Genomic DNA, 16,390 nt, shown 5'->3' on the forward strand with positions numbered 1-16,390 from the left:
TACGAAAGGAAATCGCTGTATGCCCGCAATTTTTAAACTGATCACAATTGTCATTCTCGTCATCGTCGCTCTGCTCGTGCTGACCGGTCTGGTCCAGAGCATCGTGCGGATCGTTCCGCAGGCCCATGCCTATGTCATTCAGCGGCTGGGAACGTATCTCGAAACCTGGGACGTCGGTCTTCACTTCAAGATTCCGGTGATCGATAAAATCGCAAACAAAGTCGATCTCAAGGAACAGGTAGCGGACTTCCCGCCGCAGGCTGTCATTACGAAAGACAACGTCACGATGCACATCGATACCGTGATCTACTTCCAGATTACGGATCCAAAACTGTTTACGTACGGGGTGGAAAACCCGATGAGCGCGATCGAAAATCTGACTGCGACAACGCTGCGAAACATTATCGGTGAAATGGATCTCGACCGGACACTCACTTCCCGTGATGATATCAATACCAAAATGCGCGCTACGCTGGATGAAGCTACCGATCCGTGGGGCATCAAAATCAACCGCGTCGAGCTGAAAAACATCATGCCGCCGCAGTCGATTCAGGAAGCCATGGAAAAGCAGATGAAAGCCGAGCGGGAACGCCGTGAAAAGATTTTGCGTGCCGAAGGGGAAAAGGAATCGACGATTCTCGTTGCCCAGGGACGCCAGGAAGCGGCCATTCTTGAAGCGCAGGCTTCCCGCAAGGCGATGGTAGAAGAAGCGCTGGGTAAAGCCGAAGCCATCAAGGCGGTACAGAAAGCGACCGCAGAAGGTCTGCGCTACTTAGCCGAAAGCGGCATTACCGATGAAGTGCTTCGCCTCAAGGCGCTCGAAGCGTTTGAAAAAGCTGCCGACGGCAAAGCCACCAAAATTATCATTCCTTCCGAAATTCAGGAGCAGCAGCTCTGGCTCAGGGCATCGTTTCCGCCGTATCCAAACCGGATCCAGAGGGAAGCGACAGCGCCAAAGCGTAAAGCCGCATTTCATTCACAAATCCAGCAGACCGTCGTCCCGCAAAGACGACGGTCTTTCTAATGTCTAAAGCGAAACGAAAGGGAAAAGGAAGAAACAGAAAAGCACAGACAGGTGACGAGGCTGTCTGTGCTTTTCTGTCTAAATTCAATAAATCCGCGCTCCGAAAAGAGGGGGAAATGAGAGCGGATTTTCTGCACGCTTCCCAAAAGAGGAATCGGGCTGCCGTCGGGCGAAGGGGGAAAGCCCGGATGAGAAAGAATAATTGGGAATGATAGGGGAAAATGAAGGGAAGATGCAGAGTGCGGCTGTAAAGCGTGACGTGATGTTTAGAAGCCGTTTCATGACGGTATGAAGGGATTATGAACGGTACATGAATCCGGCTGCTGCTTTTGTTCGATCGGAGCCAAAAACAGGTAATGTCATTTAGTAAACGTGGGCAGTTGTTTACTAAAATCTTTACGGTTATAGATTACGTTCAGCACAAGATATAATCAATGCACACAACAAAAGAAAACTAAAAAGTTTGCACATTTTAACAATGTTACCGTTTCCCCGGGATAAAAAACAGTACAAACTAGTTCGATTTCTTAAAAATATTTTAAAAAGTGCAAATGACTATCCGGAATTGTGAGAATTAGTACCGATTTTAAAAAGACAACTAAAAGGTAAAATAAAAGTAAAACTAGGAAAACACGGTGAAAACAAGAGGGAAACAAAGCGGAAAATGGGAAAGGTAAATGGAAAATCATTGGAAAATCAAACAAAAAGTGCCCGGTAAAATACCGGAAAACACGATCCGAAAGACTCCCTGGACGGTTTCGTATTCGCGTTTTTGCTCGAAAAGGGATTCGGTTCGAGAAAACCATCCGGATGCTTTGCCAGGAAAACGCTCTTTTCCCGCACAAACCAGATCAGCAATCGAGACAAAGAAGGATGCGCCCAAGGCATTGCCTTCTCCTCAAAAAACAGATCGATGCAAGGAAGAGGATGTGAGAAAGAGGGGCAGACAGGAAAGAGAAACGGCTCTCTCTTTCTGGAGAATTCCTTCCGATCGAATCTGCATCCGTCGCAGAGGTTTGTATCCTTACCGGACAAATACGACAAAAAAACTGGCAGTTACAAAAGACGCATAGTATTCTCAAACTAGCGATACAGATTTAGACGATCGCTTACCGAATGAAAAACGGCAGTCAAAGCTCGTCTTTTTCAGGACGGATCCGCTCAGAAACAGGACGGATCCGCTCAGAAACAGGACGATCCGATTCCTGCAGGCGAAAAGGCAGAAAACGCTGTCTGTTTTTGTCGTTCATCTGGAGGAAAATGTCATGAATCACAAAACGAAAAGCCTGGGAAAAGCCGTACTGCTCAGCGCTGTCACAGCCGCGTTCTTGCCCGCAAGCCTCTATGCAAAAACGCAGACCAGTATAGGCAAGGTGGAGTTTCGGAATGCGGATGATTTTCGCTATGTCCAGCCAGGGCAGACCGGGACGTTTCAGACCGATTTTTGAAGATCGGCAATGTTCAGCCGACCGGAAAAATCGAACTTCGCTCGCTGACGCCGGATTTACTGGATGTCAGCGAAGAAGGCAACTGGAGCGCAAAAAGGAAGGCGTTGCCTATGTTACGGCGGACTGGCAGTATTCCGCGGAATCGATTGAAGCGCTGAAGAAGCAGGATCCCGACTGGAAAGATATCCGCCCCGAGACCGTGGAGAGCGTAGCCATCTATATTTCTGGAATCGGTTCGGTCTACCGCCTGTACAACCCAAATACAGGGGAACATCTGTACACATCCGATCTCAACGAAAAGACGGTACTCGCGCAGGCGGGCTGGAGTTATGAGTCGATCAGCTGGCTGAATGCGGCCGATTCGAGCGCTCCGATCTACCGCCTGTACAATCCAAATGCGGGCGATCATCACTATACGCAGGAAAAGAAAGAGGCAGACTACCTGGAAAAACAGGGCTGGCTGCTGGACGGCACGGTGCTGAACGCGGATAGTGAAGATCAGATTCCGGTATATCGTCTCTATAATCCGAATGCCAAAAGCGGAGCGCATCATTTCACCACGGACAAAGCGGAATATGCGTGGCTCGCAGCGCAGGGATGGAAAGAGGAAGGCATCGCGTTTTATACGTCTTCTGCGGACCGTCTTCCAAAAGACGATCTGCCTTTACCCGCTTTACCCGAATAGGTTTTGAACTGCGCTCTTACGGTCTTTGCAGCTGGAGAGGAAAACAAAAACAGCTCATGAAACAGACTTTTGCACAGAGAACTTCACAACAGTCACGAAGTTCTCTGTGCTTTTCTTATTCCGCTTCTCCAGCAGAAGACGCTCCAAGCGAAGCGTCGGACAGAGCGGTCGAAGAATCGTCCGCAAAAAGACATCCGAAAAGGCGGGCTCGATGCCCGTTTTCTTTCCCGTTACGGATTCTGGATGGCCTGAAAATAAAAAATCAGCCGCAAGGAAAGCGGCTGATGCATATAAAATTTTTAAATTCGAACTAGCGGGCAAGATCGCGGTCGAGAATTTCGAACGTCTGTTCGACGCTGTCGGCGATTTCACAGAGCGAGAAAACCGATTCGTGAATGAAACCGGCTTTTTCCATGTCGTGCATAGCCGCAAACAGGGAATCGTAGTAGTGATCAAGGTTGAGAATGATCAGCGGCGCGTTAAGCTGGCCAAGCTGCTTGAGCGTGATGATTTCAAAAATTCTTCGAGCGTGCCGATGCCGCCTGGCGTAACGATAAAGGCGGTCGACAGCGATTCCATGAACGCCTTGCGCTCACGCATCGTGCGCGTAAAGACGGTATCCTTGCCTTCTTCAAAAAGAACGCCGGGCTGCTGGAAAAATACGGGGCAATACCAATCGTCTGGCCGTTTTTGCTGAGACAGCCGCGGGTCGCCGCGCCCATCATGCCGGTATCGCCGGCTCCGTTGACTAACATCCAGCCGCGCGAAGCAATGCCCGCACCAATTTCAAAAGCTGCATCTAAATATTTCTGATCGACGGCGTTGCTCGAGCCGCCGTATACGCAAATTCCTGGAGTACGCATAACGTATCCCTCCTGTCTGAATGAGAATGGTTTTGTTTGAAATGAATAAATAAATAATCCGGCTTTGCTGCAAAATGCAAAGCCTTCAAAAGAACAGTCCGCCGCAAATCCGGTGACAAATCGACAACTCTGCCGGAAATTTGAAAGTTTGAAACGTCGAAAGGGGCTCAGGCTTTGGAGGTAGAAGAAACGGGATCGGTGTCTGCAGCCAGATGGCCGTCGGTCACGATGTCCGTTTCGGTTTCCTCGTCTTCAATCGCCGCTTCCATTTCGAGATTTTGCGCGGCGCGCCGGTCGTGCAGATAGCTGTGAATCGTCTGCATGCGGCAGTCCGTTTCAAAAAGCATCTGCGCGCATTCGTAAAGTTCCTGGTTGACGAAGGTGCTTTCGGGAAGATCCTTCTTATAGCGCATCTGGTGTTCGAGCGCTGCCCAGGAATCCATGGCGGTCGTGCGCAGCTGGATTTCAAACTGAATGTTCTCTCCGGTAATATCGCACAGTCCGATCACATGGACCGAGCGATAGCCCGAAGGTTTTGGATGCGCGACGTAATCCTTGATTTCCGTGATCTGGATGCGGTCGAGCGTCTGCAGGCGCTCAATCGCGGAGTAAATATCGTTGAGATAGGAACAGACGATTCGAATGCCCACAATATCGTGCAGCACTTCGGCCGCGTCTTTTACCGTGACTTCATAGCCTAGCCGCTGCAGTTTGGCGGACAGGCTGTCCATCGTTTTCAAGCGGCCGCTGATCGAGCGGATCAGCGAGTGATTGCGGTTGCGTTCGAGATCGTATTTGAGGTTCAGGACAGAGCGGAGAATGTAGTCGTGCGTCTTGAGGCAGGTTTCCATCAGCTGTTTCCAGCTTCTGTCGTTCCATTCCTCTTTTCGTTTTCACTTTCCATGACTGTCCTCCTTTCGGACAAAATTAAAACAGTTCGCATCGGAAGAGGCCGCGTCATACGCGTAGCCCATTTCGTCAAAGTCTTTCATGACATCCGGCTCTTCTGCCTGTCGGTCGGCGAGAAAGCGGACCATCTGGCCGCGGGCTATTTTGGCATAGACGCCTTTTTCGCGCCGCTTTCCCTTTTCGTCTTCTTCATAAAAGTGAACGTCAATCAGACGAATATACGGACTGACGGCGCGGGAATATTCCTTGGATGCCAGGTTGATCACGGTCTCGTCTTCCAGCGCACTGGCCAGCCGATCGCCCCAGAAGGCGTAAAGACTCTGGCCAAGGGCCGGAATCTGCTGGGCCATTTCCAGACGATAGGGCGTAATGCCATCGAGCGGGCGAAGTACGCCATACAGCGCGCTGAGAATGCGCACATGCGCCTGCACGTAAGTCCATTGCGCGTCTTCAAAGACGCCGGGAGCCATGTACGTAAAGGCGATGCCGTCATAGGCAAGCAGCGCGGGCGTTTTCAAAGGGACAATGCCTTCTTTTTCCTGCAGAAGCGCCTGATAGACGGGTTCAAGCGTGCGCTCGGAACAGCCGTAGAGCGCCTGCAGCTCGTCGCGGCTCATCGCCTGCAAAAGGCGACTGAGCTGATCGTGTTCGGGCAGAAACGCAGGTCTTGTTAATTCAAATTCGTGGTCGTCGCGAACTTTCATCTTTTTCGCGGGAGAGAGAATAATTTTCACGTCTCTATTATAGGGAAAATCGGCAGGCTGTATGCCTCAATCCCGAAAGGCCAGGACCGCAAAAGAAGTGCAGGCTGCGCGTACAGACCCGAAAAGATCAGGATAGGACAAAGGGGCTGTCTCTGGCGCGGCATTTGCTTCGCTCTTGGGACAGCTCCTTTTGTTTTACGCTTTTTGCCGGGCAGAACAGGCCGGACGCTCAGTGGTCCGCTGGCGTTTTTCCGACTTGAATCCTATGGTCTGCAGGACATTTCCCTTAGCCTGCAGATCGTAGAGATCCAGCCGTCGCAAAGACCAGAACGGGGAGCGGTGCCGGATTTTCTGGACCTGGTCTGGATCGATGTCGACCAGAAGCAGACCTTCTTCGCCATTGAGAGCAGCGAGAATCTGACCGTCGGGCGACACGGCCATGGAATGGCCGTAGCTCTGGTACGATCCATAGTCCGCGTGGGCCGGATTAGCAGCCAGCACGAACACTTCGTTTTCCATCGCCCGCGTCTGGATCAGCGGCGCCCAGTGCTTTTGCCGGCATGGACGTTAAAGCCGGCGCACACCGCCAGTAAAAAGCAGTCTTCGCAAAGCAGGCGGCAGACTTCCGGAAAGCGGACGTCAAAACAGATCGCAATAGCGATATTTCCCCACGGGCTCGCAAAGCGAACGAGCGCATCGCCGGGAGTAAAACTTCCGATTCTCTGTAGTCGTTTTTTCGGGTATGCACTTCCAGAAGATGCAGCTTGTCGGCTTGGGCGACGATTTCGCCCTGATCGTTAAAGACCAGACACGTGTTGTAGAGCGATTTTTCGCCGCCGCTTCTGTTTTTGTCTTCATGAAAAAGCGGAATGGTGCCCGCAAGAATCCAGATGCCGTTTTCTCTGGCCGCTCTGGAAAAGGCAGGAAGAATGACTTTGCTGTCGTGGGCGTGGGCCCGGATGTTTTCGTGAATAAAGGGCGTATTCCAGAGTTCACCAAAAGAATCAGATCGGCGCCCAAAGCGGCCGCCTGTTCGATCTGAACGAGCGCTTTAGAAAGATTGGTTTCGAGATCGTCGGTGACTTCGATCTGCGCAATGGCGGCTTTCATTCGATCCACCCCTGCGCTTTCATCCAGGTGGCAATGCCGCCTTCTTCGACGGGCGGGGTATGGGCCGGATAGCGATCGAGCGCGGTCTGTTCGCCTTCGGCCATGGCCACCGGACAGGCGGCGTTGTCGAGCATGTCGAGATCGTTGAAGGAATCGCCAAAGGCCGCATAGGCGTGCTCGGGCAGATTCCAGTGCTTCATGAGCCGGGAAATGCCTTCAAACTTGGATAGATCGTCGCGGGAAATGTCTGCGGAATATTTCGTATAGTGCACGAACAGACCATCCAGAGCGTCCAGCTCCTTTCGCAGGGCAAGCGGATCGGGCACGCACATGGAAATTACGCTCAGGGACTGCTCGGGAGTCCACGCGTGACGCGGCAGTACGGGCGTATGGATGGAGTCGAGTTTTGGCTGATAATACTTTGCGTTATCAAAGACGAACGCCTGGCTTCCGGAAACGAAAAATCCGGCATCATGTTTTCGCCCGGTCTCGATCAGCGCTTCGATCGTATGCGGATCAAGCGTCTTGCAGAAGAGAACGTTCTGATTTTCGTCATAGACGCAGGCGCCGTTTCCAGCGACAACCCCGTCCCACAGTCCGTTCTGGGGCCCGAGCAGGATTTCGGAAAGCTCAAGCGAGCGGGCGGTGCACAGCGCGCAGAACACCCCTGTTTTCTCAGTTTCTGGACCATCTCCAGATAGCCTTCGGGAATACGGCCCAGACGATGGCTGAAAAACGTGTCGTCAATATCAAAGAAGACGGCGCGCACATCTGCGGGAATTTTGCGCTGGGAAGAATCGGGTACAGACAGAGAATTGAAATCGGGATTTGGACGGGTCATAAACGAGGACCTCCTTTTTCATGGATTCGAATGGATGATTCGATTCTGATTTTTGTATAGATGGCTGTGGCCGAAAAAGGCGGCAGGCCGCCTGCGTTTCGACAAGCCGATCTAACGATAGAAAAAGCGTACCGGAATACGCACGCAAACCAAAACGCTTGGGTTCAAAAGAATCCAGAAACCGACGCATTCCCAGACAGGATCTTTCAAACGAGGCCTTTCGAGGAAAAACTCTGCGATTGAACAGGCAATGGCGCCAGAGTGGGGCAGGGAGCGGATTAAACTGAAACCAGTAAGAAAAATCGGGAAGTGAAACACGCGATCCGAGCGGATTCCCGAAACAAAGTCCGGCAGCGTGACCTGCGCAAGAGAGAAGGCTATAGCCGGAGGAAGGAAGAAAATTCACAATGGCAATTTATAAGTGTGCCCCGCAGTCGGTTGTGGAATCGAGTGCAGCCAAGGACGCAAGACTGCTGAGCGTCAGCCGTCAGAATCTGGATGAACAGGCCTTTTTCCTGTTTTCCGGTACGCCGGAAACGTCTTCGATTCTCGTGAATACCGAGCTGGCGGGTCTTTCCGTTTACGACTGGTATTCCCGCCAGGACGAAAAGACGCTGGGCAAGAAGTCCAGACCGTATTTGTATGTCCCGTTTGAAATCGAAAAATCAGCGCGCCCCAGGACGGCTCGGTCATCATCAACAACGAAGAAAACGAAGCGATCGTCTATACGATGGAAGCGCCGGCTGAACAAGTGATCTATTTCAATAAGACAGAAGCCCTGAGTCTTCCGGGCGATCACGCGGGTTTTGAACCGGCTTCCCTTCAGAACGATTTTCTGGCGTGGCCGACCGAGCCGGGCAGCGTGTTCGCGTTTAATCCGGGTCTGACTCTGGTCCTGACCGCACCGGCGTTTGTGCTCATGTTCAGTTCGCTGCTTAAAGGCGACGGCACCCAGCCGAAAATCGCCGATGAGGGCAAGACGTTTTACGTGAAGGACGGTCAGGCGAAAAATTCGCTGATCGGCTACACGTCCGTTTTTAAAATCGATAAATGCGAACTCGACGGCTCGATCGTTCTTTCCACAACGGATGAGAGCTATCAGATTCTGCTTCTGATCGGCGGCGAAGCCGTGATCAGCCAGAAAGACGAAGTCATTCACGCCCAGGCTGGCACAGCCGTTCTGATTCCGGCCAACGAAGAAAATGTGGTTGTGACCGGAAACGCGCAGTTTGTCAGCCTGCAGCTGCTCTAAGACAAAAGCGTACAGGCAAGACGAGACGCCAAAGACGGCAACACTGGAAAACCGATGAAAAGAAAAGGAACCCGCGCGGTTCCTTTTTCACAGGACGAAGGCCGAAAGCAGCGGACATATTCCGATGCGTACGATCGGGCAGGAGTCCTATGGGGAGCCGTTTGAGGAGATACGGCGGATTTTCTATAATGGGAGCCATGAATCAGAATGCCCTGCTGGAATGGTACAAAAACAATCACCGCGAACTTCCGTTTCGCTGCAACCGGGACCCGTATCGAATCTGGGTTTCCGAAATCATGGCGCAGCAGACCCGCATTGAGGCCATACTTGGCGCGTACGAGCGCTTTATGAACGCCTACGACTCCATCGAAAAGCTTGCCGACGCCGATGACGATGAATTGATGAAGCTCTGGCAGGGCCTGGGCTACTATTCGAGAGCTCGCAATCTGAAAAAGCGGCGCGGCTTTGCGTCGACTGCTATGACGGAAAGCTTCCAAAAACGAAGGCGGAACTGAAAGCTCTGCCGGGCATCGGCGACTATACCGCCGGCGCCATCGCATCGATTGCCTATGGCGAGCGCGTCAGTGCCATCGATGGAAACGTCATCCGCGTCTACGCCCGTTATTACGGCCTTGAAGACGATTTTTCGATCGCCAGAAACCGCAAAGGACTCGAAAAGCGCGTCCAGGCCGATCTGCCCGAAGAAAAATGGATGCCCTTATGGAATCAGGCGCTGATGGAACTGGGCGCTCTGATCTGTACGCCGAAAGCCGCGCGCTGTGCGGACTGTCCGCTTTATCCGGACTGCGTAAGCGGCCGCAGCGAAAATCCTCTGCGTCTTCCCGTTCCCAAGCAGAAAGCTGCAAGGCCGCAGGAAAAATTTACAGTGTACGTATGGTATGCGAAAGACGCGGACGGGTCGATCTGGATTCATCTGCGCAAGCGTCCGGCGTCGGGCCTGCTTGCGGGACTGTATCAGTTTGACGAAGAAAAGCCGGATCCCGTTTTGTCTGAACAGCCGCTTGGCGAACACCGCCATCTGTTCAGCCACCGCGAATGGTGCATGGAAGGCGTGCTTGTCGAAACGGAAAAACAGACGGATTTTCTGCGGCTGGAAAGCGCCTGCGCAAACTGCTCAATTCCTTCCGCTTTTCTTCCGTTTTTAAAACGCACGCTCAAAATTCTGAAAAAGGAAGATATCCCGCTTCATTTCGGAATGCACAGATCTCAGGAGGTCATACATGGAAAAACTGAATAAGCCGATCCGAATGGTCGTCTGCGATCTGGATGGCACGCTGCTCTACAGCACGAAAAAATTACGGATCGAAACAAGGACGCCATATGCGCGCTGCGAAATCGCGGCGTGAAATTTGGCATCTGCTCCGGCCGTTCGGCGGTGGCGCTCAAAACGATGCTCGCTTTGTGGGGGATCGATCAGGATGTGGATTTTGTGATCGGCTTTAACGGCGCGATGTATATGGATTCGGCGACCGGAAGCATCGAAGAAACCGACTGGCTGACGCCCGAAGCGATCGCGCCGGTCATGGAATCTTTAAAAGGCTATCGTCTGGCGATGGCGGAATATCATGGAGACGGGCTGTATTCAACAGCCGACAATCCGATCGTACGCCAGATGGCCAGACGCAACCGGCTGAGCTTTCACAAAGTCAGACCCGACTGGCTGCTGCGAAACAGTCTGAAATTCATGGCCGTCGGCATGCCCTGGACCATTTCCCGCTATTTGAAAAGCGGCGAGCCGGCCCGCCTGAAAACCGCCCGCGTATTTCGCTCCGGACCGTTTTTGCTGGAATTTGTTCATCCGCAGCTTTCCAAGCTGGAAGGCGTCAAAAAGGCGTGCGAGCGCTTTGGCTGTTCGCTGGATGAAGTCGTGACGTTTGGCAATGACAATAACGATCTGGAAATGTTAGCGGGAACGGTCGGCGTGGCCATGGCCAATGCGCTGCCGGCCATAAAAGAAGCCGCGAAATACGTCACCGCCTCCAACCGGCACGACGGTACGGCGGTGTTCATGGAAAAGTACATTCTCACCCAGCCTCCCCTGCAGCCGGACAAGCCGGAGTCATCGAAATAAACCCCGTCTGGATCGAAACACGGAAGCAGACTGCACAATTCTGAATTGCCCATGCAGGACTTCTTTCCTGAAGATTTGGACATACACATTGGACATACACAAAGGAATAAGGATTACTGTTATGAAAAAGGAAGATACCATTGAAAGCTTTACGCTCGATCACGACAAGGTGATCGCGCCTTACGTTCGGCTGATCGGCACCGAAACCGGTCCGAAAGGCGATGTCATTTCCAATTTTGACGTTCGTCTTACGCAGCCAAACCTCGATTTTATCGACAACGCGTCGCTCCACACGCTTGAGCATCTGCTCGCCAAATACCTCCGTCCTCAGTTCGACGGCTATATCGACTGCTCGCCTTACGGATGCCGCACCGGCTTCCATCTGCTCGTCTGGGGCGAACCGACGAGCGAAGAAGCGGCCAGGGCGCTGAAAAAGCGCTCGAACAGGTGACGGAAACGACCATCGATCAGGTTCCGGGTCTGCACCGCAAGGAGTGCGGCAACTATAGGGAACATTCGCTTGAGGGCGCCAAAGCCTGGGCGACCCGCATTCTCGCACAGGGCATTTCCAGCAACGCCTTCGAGCGCGAAGAAGTCTAGACCCCGGCTTTCCGGAAAAACGAATAAGGAAAATCGAACAGAGAAAAGGAAACGATTCCCTCGCACAGCCGTGTACAGGCAAAGCGGGTCCGTCGTTTCCTTTTTGTTTTGTATGGCCCATTGGATGACGTAAGTTTTAAGCAGGAAAAGCCTGTCCGTTTCGAGCGCTCGAAACGGGCAGGCGAGAGGTTTATCGAGAATACGGAAAAGCGAAAGACCGTTTAGTCCGCGAACGGAATGCCGTACCAGGCAATGCCTTCGTCTTTCCAGCCGTTAGCAGTCAGGAAGTCCTGTTCGCGCCTGCTGGCGGTGTAGTTATGGGAGCCGGCTTTCGCGTTTGGATTGTAGGCCCGGTAAAGCGGCTGCGCGTTTTCCGTATTTTCCGGAGAATACCAGCCGATCTTTTCGTCTTTCCATCCCTGCGTGATGAGGAAATTTCTTTCCTTTTCGCTCATCGTGTAGTGATGATCGCCCGCGTTTTCGTTGTAGAGACGATAAACCGGCTTGCCGCTGCTGGCGGCCAGCCAGCCGATGCCTTCATACCACCAGCCGGCTTCAATCAGCGCGTTGCGCTCTCTGAGCACGGCGGTATAGAAGTGTTCGCCGGAGTTTGGATTGTACATGCGAAACATGATCTGCGTGTTTTCCGGGGTCTTTGGAAGATAGGCACCCTCTACAGCGTTCTGCGCATACTGCTGCAGCTGCGCGCGGATCTGATCGGTCGTATAGACGGGTTCGCCGTTCGGGCTGTACTGGAAGACCTGACCAAAAACGGACCGGTATCCGGTACGGTTGTTTGTGCCGACCGCAAAACCGGTGACGGTATAGTCCTTGTTTACGATGTTCTGATAGTGGCCGCCATTGGATGGCTTTTCCAGCGTGTACCAGCCGTAAAACGGATTCATGAACTGGCCAAGCGGAACGCCGGGGATCTGTCCCCAGCTCAGGTTTTCGCCCACACTAAAAAGACCGGTATGATCTTCGAGACTGCTGGACGCGTCGGCCTGCACCATGGAAATGGCCATCAGGGAATACGTTACGCCAAGAGCTGGAAGACCTTCCGAAGCCCGAATCTGGTTGCACTGATCAATATAGTCGAGCGCCATCCAGAAATGCGGAAGCGTGATGGTGTCGTTGGGATCATCCAGCGAGCCAAGCGTGTTTTCGAGACCGAAAGCCAGAATCGAGGCGGCTGCCGGCGACTGCGTCATGAAAAAGCCAAGAACGTCCAGGGCCATCGGGTCCTGATGCCGGTATGGTGCCAGCCACTGGGCGACCGTTTTTGAATCGTAGGGAACCGCGATATTGACGTGTGCGATTTCCGGGAGAATGTCTTCATCATACGGGGTATACGCGTCGCTGCTGTCCAGGATGTATGTCTCGCTGCTTTCCTGCTGCATCGGCTGAAGTTCTGCGGATGCAGACTCTTCGCTTTCCTTAGCCATCACGCTGACGGGCGTGCTCGCGCCAAGAAGCCCGACAAGCGCAAGGACCAGAGCAGACTGGATTTTTTCTTCATCTTTTCCTCCTTGTTTCTGCACAGTAAATCCGACGCTTCTGCCATGCGGCGAGACCGGAAAAGCACATGCGGCCGCATTACGCCAGCCTCATGCCATACACGGTTTCTTCTGTGCAGACTGACCAGCCTATTCTGACACGGATCGCGCCAAATCGAAAACCGCGTGGCATCGCGGCTTCGCATTAGAGAAAAGCATTTCTCGTCAGAACCGACGAAAAACACTCCACCGGTTTAAAGGCAGACAGAAGAGAAAAACAGGAATCGGATCACGCTCCTGGCGCATGTGAAAATTCCCTTCAGACCGATCCATTCGGATAAAGGATTTTTCCGATGTAAAACGTTTTCCGTGTACATTTGGAAAATCGGGTCCGCTTTCCGCAAAGACGATGGAAAGCTTTCTCGAAAAAATCTTCAAAAGCTCTGTGAAAACGACAGGCTGTCCGGATCCCTTTCGACGACTGAAAAAACAGTCGGAATCGAAGGGGTCCGGGCAGAACCGGCCGCTCTTTTGAGAAGGAAGCATTCAGACTGGTATGACGTTCTCATCCCTTTGAGATGAAACGGGCCGAATGGCGGTATAGAAAAATGGAAAAAGAAGAAACGGATGTATTAAAAAGCGCATGCAGGCTTTTTAAATACGCAAAAATAATGATCCGTAAAGAAGATTTCCAATATTTAACGGTGTATTTATGCTGAATAGCGTATGATACTTTTCATTCCTGCAAGCCGTGCTTTTCCTGTAGACTTTCTAGGAAAAATGCGAAAATTTCGGGGAAAAGCCGGCAGGGAAAACCCGTACGGATCGGGTTTTCCGGCCGTATCCGCTTTCAATAAGCCATAGAGGTTCATGAGCGGCTATGATAGAATGAAATGAATTCGTATGAGATTTGAGAGGAGAAACACATGGCTCTTTTGGAGGTCTGTTCTCTGAGGACGCTAGAGAACTGAAAAACTGGAAAAACAGCAGATCTCGTTCTTGCCCGCGAGCAGGAAATGAAGAATCTGTCTGATGATGAACTGAGACATAAAACCGATGAATACCGTGAACGTCTTGCCAAAGGCGAAACGCTTGATGATCTTCTGCCGGAAGCCTTCGCGACAGCCCGCGAAGCCGCCAGCCGCGTGATCGGTGAAAAGCCGTTCAAAGTGCAGGTTGAAGGTTCCATTGCGATGCATCGCGGCGACATTGCCGAGATGAAAACGGGTGAAGGTAAAACGCTGACAGCCACTATGGCGGTTTACCTGAATGCCCTCGAAGGCAAAGGCGTTCATGTTATTACCGTCAATGAATACCTCGCCGGACGAGATGCGGCCTGGATGGGCGAAATTTACCGTTTCCTGGGTCTGACCGTCGGCGTAAACAAGCATGAAATGAGCGAAGCGCAGAAACGAGAAGCGTACAACTGCGACATTACGTACACCACCAACTCCGAACTTGGATTTGACTACCTGCGCGACAACATGGCCCGCCGCGTCGAAGACCGCGTACAGCGCGGCCTGCACGTCGCCATCGTCGATGAGGTCGACTCCGTTCTGGTCGATGAAGCGAGAACCCCGCTGATTATTTCCGGGGTTCGAAAGATACCGCAAACCTCTACATTGCGGCCGACCGCTTCGTAAAGACTCTGACCGCTCCGGAGTATGAATACGACAAGAAAACGAAGGAAAAGGAACTGCTTTCCGGCGACTACGACATCGATGAAAAAATCCGTCAGTGCATTCTGACCGACAGCGGTGTAGAAAAAGCCGAAAAGTTCTTCAATGTACCGAACCTGTACGACCTGAACAATACCCAGCTCGTACACCACATCAACCAGGCGCTGCGTGCCAACTACATCATGACCAAGGACGTGGAATACGTAGTCAGCGATGATTCCGAAATCGTCATCGTCGACCAGTTCACCGGACGTACCATGCCGGGACGCGTATTCTCCGAAGGTCTGCACCAGGCCATCGAAGCGAAGGAAAACGTGCCGATTAAGGAAGAAACGTCTACCCTGGCTACGATTACCTACCAGAACCTGTTCCGTCTGTACGACAAGCTGGCCGGCATGACCGGTACCGCCAAGACCGAGGAAGAGGAATTCTTAAGCACGTATAACATGCGCGTTATCGTCATCCCGACAAACCGTCCGATCGCCCGTCAGGACCTTCCGGACGAAATCTACGTGCACAAGAGCGATAAATACAAAGCGCTCGTTGCCAAAGTCAAGGAACTTTACGAAAAGGGCCAGCCGGTTCTGGTCGGCACCATCGCCGTAGAAGTTTCCGAACTGCTTGACAAGATGCTCAATGACGAAGGCATTCCGCACGAAGTGCTGAACGCCAAAAACCACGCGCGCGAGGCGGAAATCATCGCCAAGGCCGGCCGTCCAAAATCCGTAACGATCGCCACCAACATGGCTGGCCGCGGTACCGACATCAAGCTGACTAAGGAAAGCCGCGAACTCGGCGGTCTGGCTGTTCTCGGTTCCGAGCGTCACGAATCCCGTCGTATCGACAACCAGCTGCGCGGCCGTTCCGGCCGTCAGGGCGACCCCGGATTCTCCCGCTTCTACGTTTCTCTCGAAGACGATCTGATGGTTCGCTTTGGTACCGACAAGCTCAAAACCTGTTCTCTTCGCTGGGCGAAGGGCAGATTGAGTCCAAACAGGTTACCCGTTCGATTACAATGGCTCAGAAGAAGGTCGAAGGCTCGAACTTCGATACCCGTAAAAACGTTCTGGACTACGATGACGTTCTGCGAAGACAGCGTGAAATCATTTACGACCAGAGAAACAAAGTTCTCGAATCCGACGACGTATCGGATATGGTCAGACTGATGATGGAAAAAGTCATCGAGCAGACGCTCCAGGCGGACCTGTCGGATGAGCGCAAAGGCGAAGTCGACCTGCCGGAACTCGTCCGTTCCCTCGAAGTGCTCGGCCTGAAAGGCGATCGCGGCTTCCATGTCGAGGAGCTCGAAGGCAAGAACTTCAACGAACTCAAGGACTACATTTTCAACCGGGTATGGAAAGAATTCGACGAAGAAATCGATCTCGTCCGTGAACCGTTCAAACGCTACGAAAAGGACATCGTTCTGGCCACCATCGACCGCAACTGGGTTGCGCACATCGACCTGATGGAAAAACTGCGCGCCGGCATCGGTCTGCGCAGCTACGCCCAGAACAACCCGCTGCAGCAGTACGTGCAGGAAGGCTTTGACATGTTCGAGGAAATGAACCGTCGAATCGACCGCGAAATCGTTTCGAACCTTCTGAAATTCCGCGCGCCGAAACCGCAGCCGACGAACAAGGTCGAGCAGGTTCGGGAAGCCGCTAAAGAAAGAGTGCAGAAGTAATGG

15 protein-coding genes and 4 pseudogenes are annotated in these 16,390 nt (G+C 52.5%); 10 read left to right on the plus strand and 9 right to left on the minus strand.

Translation table 11 applies throughout. The features are described from left to right. Positions 1-19 precede the first annotated feature (19 nt). Positions 20-1,024 (plus strand): SPFH domain-containing protein, encoded by a 1,005-nt coding sequence (locus tag KWG61_RS04095; protein WP_242745025.1) that lies wholly within the window; start codon positions 20-22, stop codon positions 1,022-1,024. Between the two features lie 685 nt (positions 1,025-1,709). Here the strand turns inward: KWG61_RS04095 and KWG61_RS04100 are convergent. After that, entirely contained in the window at positions 1,710-1,907 is a 198-nt protein-coding gene (locus tag KWG61_RS04100; protein WP_242745026.1) for a hypothetical protein, read from the minus strand. A gap of 503 nt (positions 1,908-2,410) precedes the next feature. On the opposite strand from KWG61_RS04100, the gene KWG61_RS04105 reads away from it, so the two are divergent. Then, the gene (locus KWG61_RS04105) at positions 2,411-3,157 is read left to right on the plus strand and encodes a hypothetical protein (RefSeq protein WP_242745027.1); all 747 of its coding nucleotides are present in this window, start codon (positions 2,411-2,413) and stop codon (positions 3,155-3,157) included. Between the two features lie 310 nt (positions 3,158-3,467). On the opposite strand, the pseudogene KWG61_RS17080 reads toward KWG61_RS04105, so the two are convergent. The 7 genes and pseudogenes from KWG61_RS17080 to KWG61_RS04135 all read right to left on the minus strand — a co-directional run bounded on the left by KWG61_RS17080 (position 3,468) and on the right by KWG61_RS04135 (position 7,408). After that, positions 3,468-3,757: pseudogene (locus KWG61_RS17080) on the minus strand (LOG family protein). Beyond that, complete coding sequence (locus tag KWG61_RS17085) at positions 3,670-4,020, minus strand: LOG family protein (RefSeq protein ID WP_367614260.1); 351 nt, start codon at positions 4,018-4,020, stop codon at positions 3,670-3,672. The pseudogene KWG61_RS17080 and the gene KWG61_RS17085 overlap by 88 nt, the downstream one beginning before the upstream one ends. Before the next feature lie 167 nt (positions 4,021-4,187). Further along, complete coding sequence (locus tag KWG61_RS04115; protein WP_242745029.1) at positions 4,188-4,871, minus strand: GTP pyrophosphokinase family protein; 684 nt, start codon at positions 4,869-4,871, stop codon at positions 4,188-4,190. Between the two features lie 42 nt (positions 4,872-4,913). Further along, a complete protein-coding gene (gene yaaA / locus KWG61_RS04120) occupies positions 4,914-5,663 on the minus strand; it encodes a peroxide stress protein YaaA (protein ID WP_230267759.1) in 750 nt (249 codons plus the stop codon). Between the two features lie 165 nt (positions 5,664-5,828). Next, positions 5,829-6,176 (minus strand): annotated as a pseudogene (locus KWG61_RS04125) (carbon-nitrogen hydrolase family protein); the annotation flags it as partial. Further along, a complete protein-coding gene (locus tag KWG61_RS04130; RefSeq protein WP_367614326.1) occupies positions 6,121-6,606 on the minus strand; it encodes a nitrilase-related carbon-nitrogen hydrolase in 486 nt (161 codons plus the stop codon). The pseudogene KWG61_RS04125 and the gene KWG61_RS04130, both read right to left, overlap by 56 nt. A gap of 133 nt (positions 6,607-6,739) precedes the next feature. Then, positions 6,740-7,408: an HAD hydrolase family protein gene (locus KWG61_RS04135; protein WP_242745032.1), complete on the minus strand. Its 669-nt coding sequence runs from the start codon at positions 7,406-7,408 to the stop codon at positions 6,740-6,742. A 583-nt stretch (positions 7,409-7,991) separates the two neighbouring features. Here KWG61_RS04135 and KWG61_RS04140 point away from each other — a divergent pair. The 7 genes and pseudogenes from KWG61_RS04140 to KWG61_RS04165 all read left to right on the plus strand — a co-directional run bounded on the left by KWG61_RS04140 (position 7,992) and on the right by KWG61_RS04165 (position 11,528). Then, entirely contained in the window at positions 7,992-8,339 is a 348-nt protein-coding gene (locus tag KWG61_RS04140; RefSeq protein ID WP_242745033.1) for a hypothetical protein, read from the plus strand. Beyond that, complete coding sequence (locus KWG61_RS04145) at positions 8,336-8,836, plus strand: hypothetical protein (RefSeq protein WP_242745034.1); 501 nt, start codon at positions 8,336-8,338, stop codon at positions 8,834-8,836. The genes KWG61_RS04140 and KWG61_RS04145 overlap by 4 nt, the downstream gene beginning before the upstream one ends. 188 nt (positions 8,837-9,024) lie before the next feature. After that, positions 9,025-9,351 carry a hypothetical protein gene (locus KWG61_RS04150; protein WP_242745035.1) on the plus strand — a complete coding sequence of 109 codons (327 nt, stop codon included), beginning with the start codon at positions 9,025-9,027 and terminating at the stop codon, positions 9,349-9,351. A gap of 197 nt (positions 9,352-9,548) precedes the next feature. Beyond that, the gene (locus KWG61_RS04155) at positions 9,549-10,094 is read left to right on the plus strand and encodes an NUDIX domain-containing protein (RefSeq protein ID WP_242745036.1); all 546 of its coding nucleotides are present in this window, start codon (positions 9,549-9,551) and stop codon (positions 10,092-10,094) included. After that, positions 10,078-10,203, plus strand: a complete 126-nt coding sequence (locus tag KWG61_RS15940; protein WP_256460780.1) for a hypothetical protein — start codon at positions 10,078-10,080, stop codon at positions 10,201-10,203. The genes KWG61_RS04155 and KWG61_RS15940 overlap by 17 nt, the downstream gene beginning before the upstream one ends. After that, positions 10,200-10,928: an HAD hydrolase family protein gene (locus KWG61_RS04160; RefSeq protein ID WP_242745037.1), complete on the plus strand. Its 729-nt coding sequence runs from the start codon at positions 10,200-10,202 to the stop codon at positions 10,926-10,928. The genes KWG61_RS15940 and KWG61_RS04160 overlap by 4 nt, the downstream gene beginning before the upstream one ends. Before the next feature lie 121 nt (positions 10,929-11,049). After that, a pseudogene (locus KWG61_RS04165) lies at positions 11,050-11,528 on the plus strand (S-ribosylhomocysteine lyase). A 221-nt stretch (positions 11,529-11,749) separates the two neighbouring features. On the opposite strand, the gene KWG61_RS04170 reads toward KWG61_RS04165, so the two are convergent. Next, the gene (locus KWG61_RS04170; RefSeq protein WP_242745038.1) at positions 11,750-13,069 is read right to left on the minus strand and encodes a CAP domain-containing protein; all 1,320 of its coding nucleotides are present in this window, start codon (positions 13,067-13,069) and stop codon (positions 11,750-11,752) included. 922 nt (positions 13,070-13,991) lie between these two features. Between KWG61_RS04170 and secA the strand changes: the two are divergent. Continuing rightward, positions 13,992-16,387: pseudogene (gene secA, locus KWG61_RS16690) on the plus strand (preprotein translocase subunit SecA). Positions 16,388-16,390: the final 3 nt, after the last annotated feature.

It is taken from the genome of Allobaculum sp. Allo2 (assembly GCF_022701175.1).
Lineage (GTDB): Bacteria > Bacillota_I > Bacilli_A > Erysipelotrichales > Erysipelotrichaceae > Allobaculum > Allobaculum fili.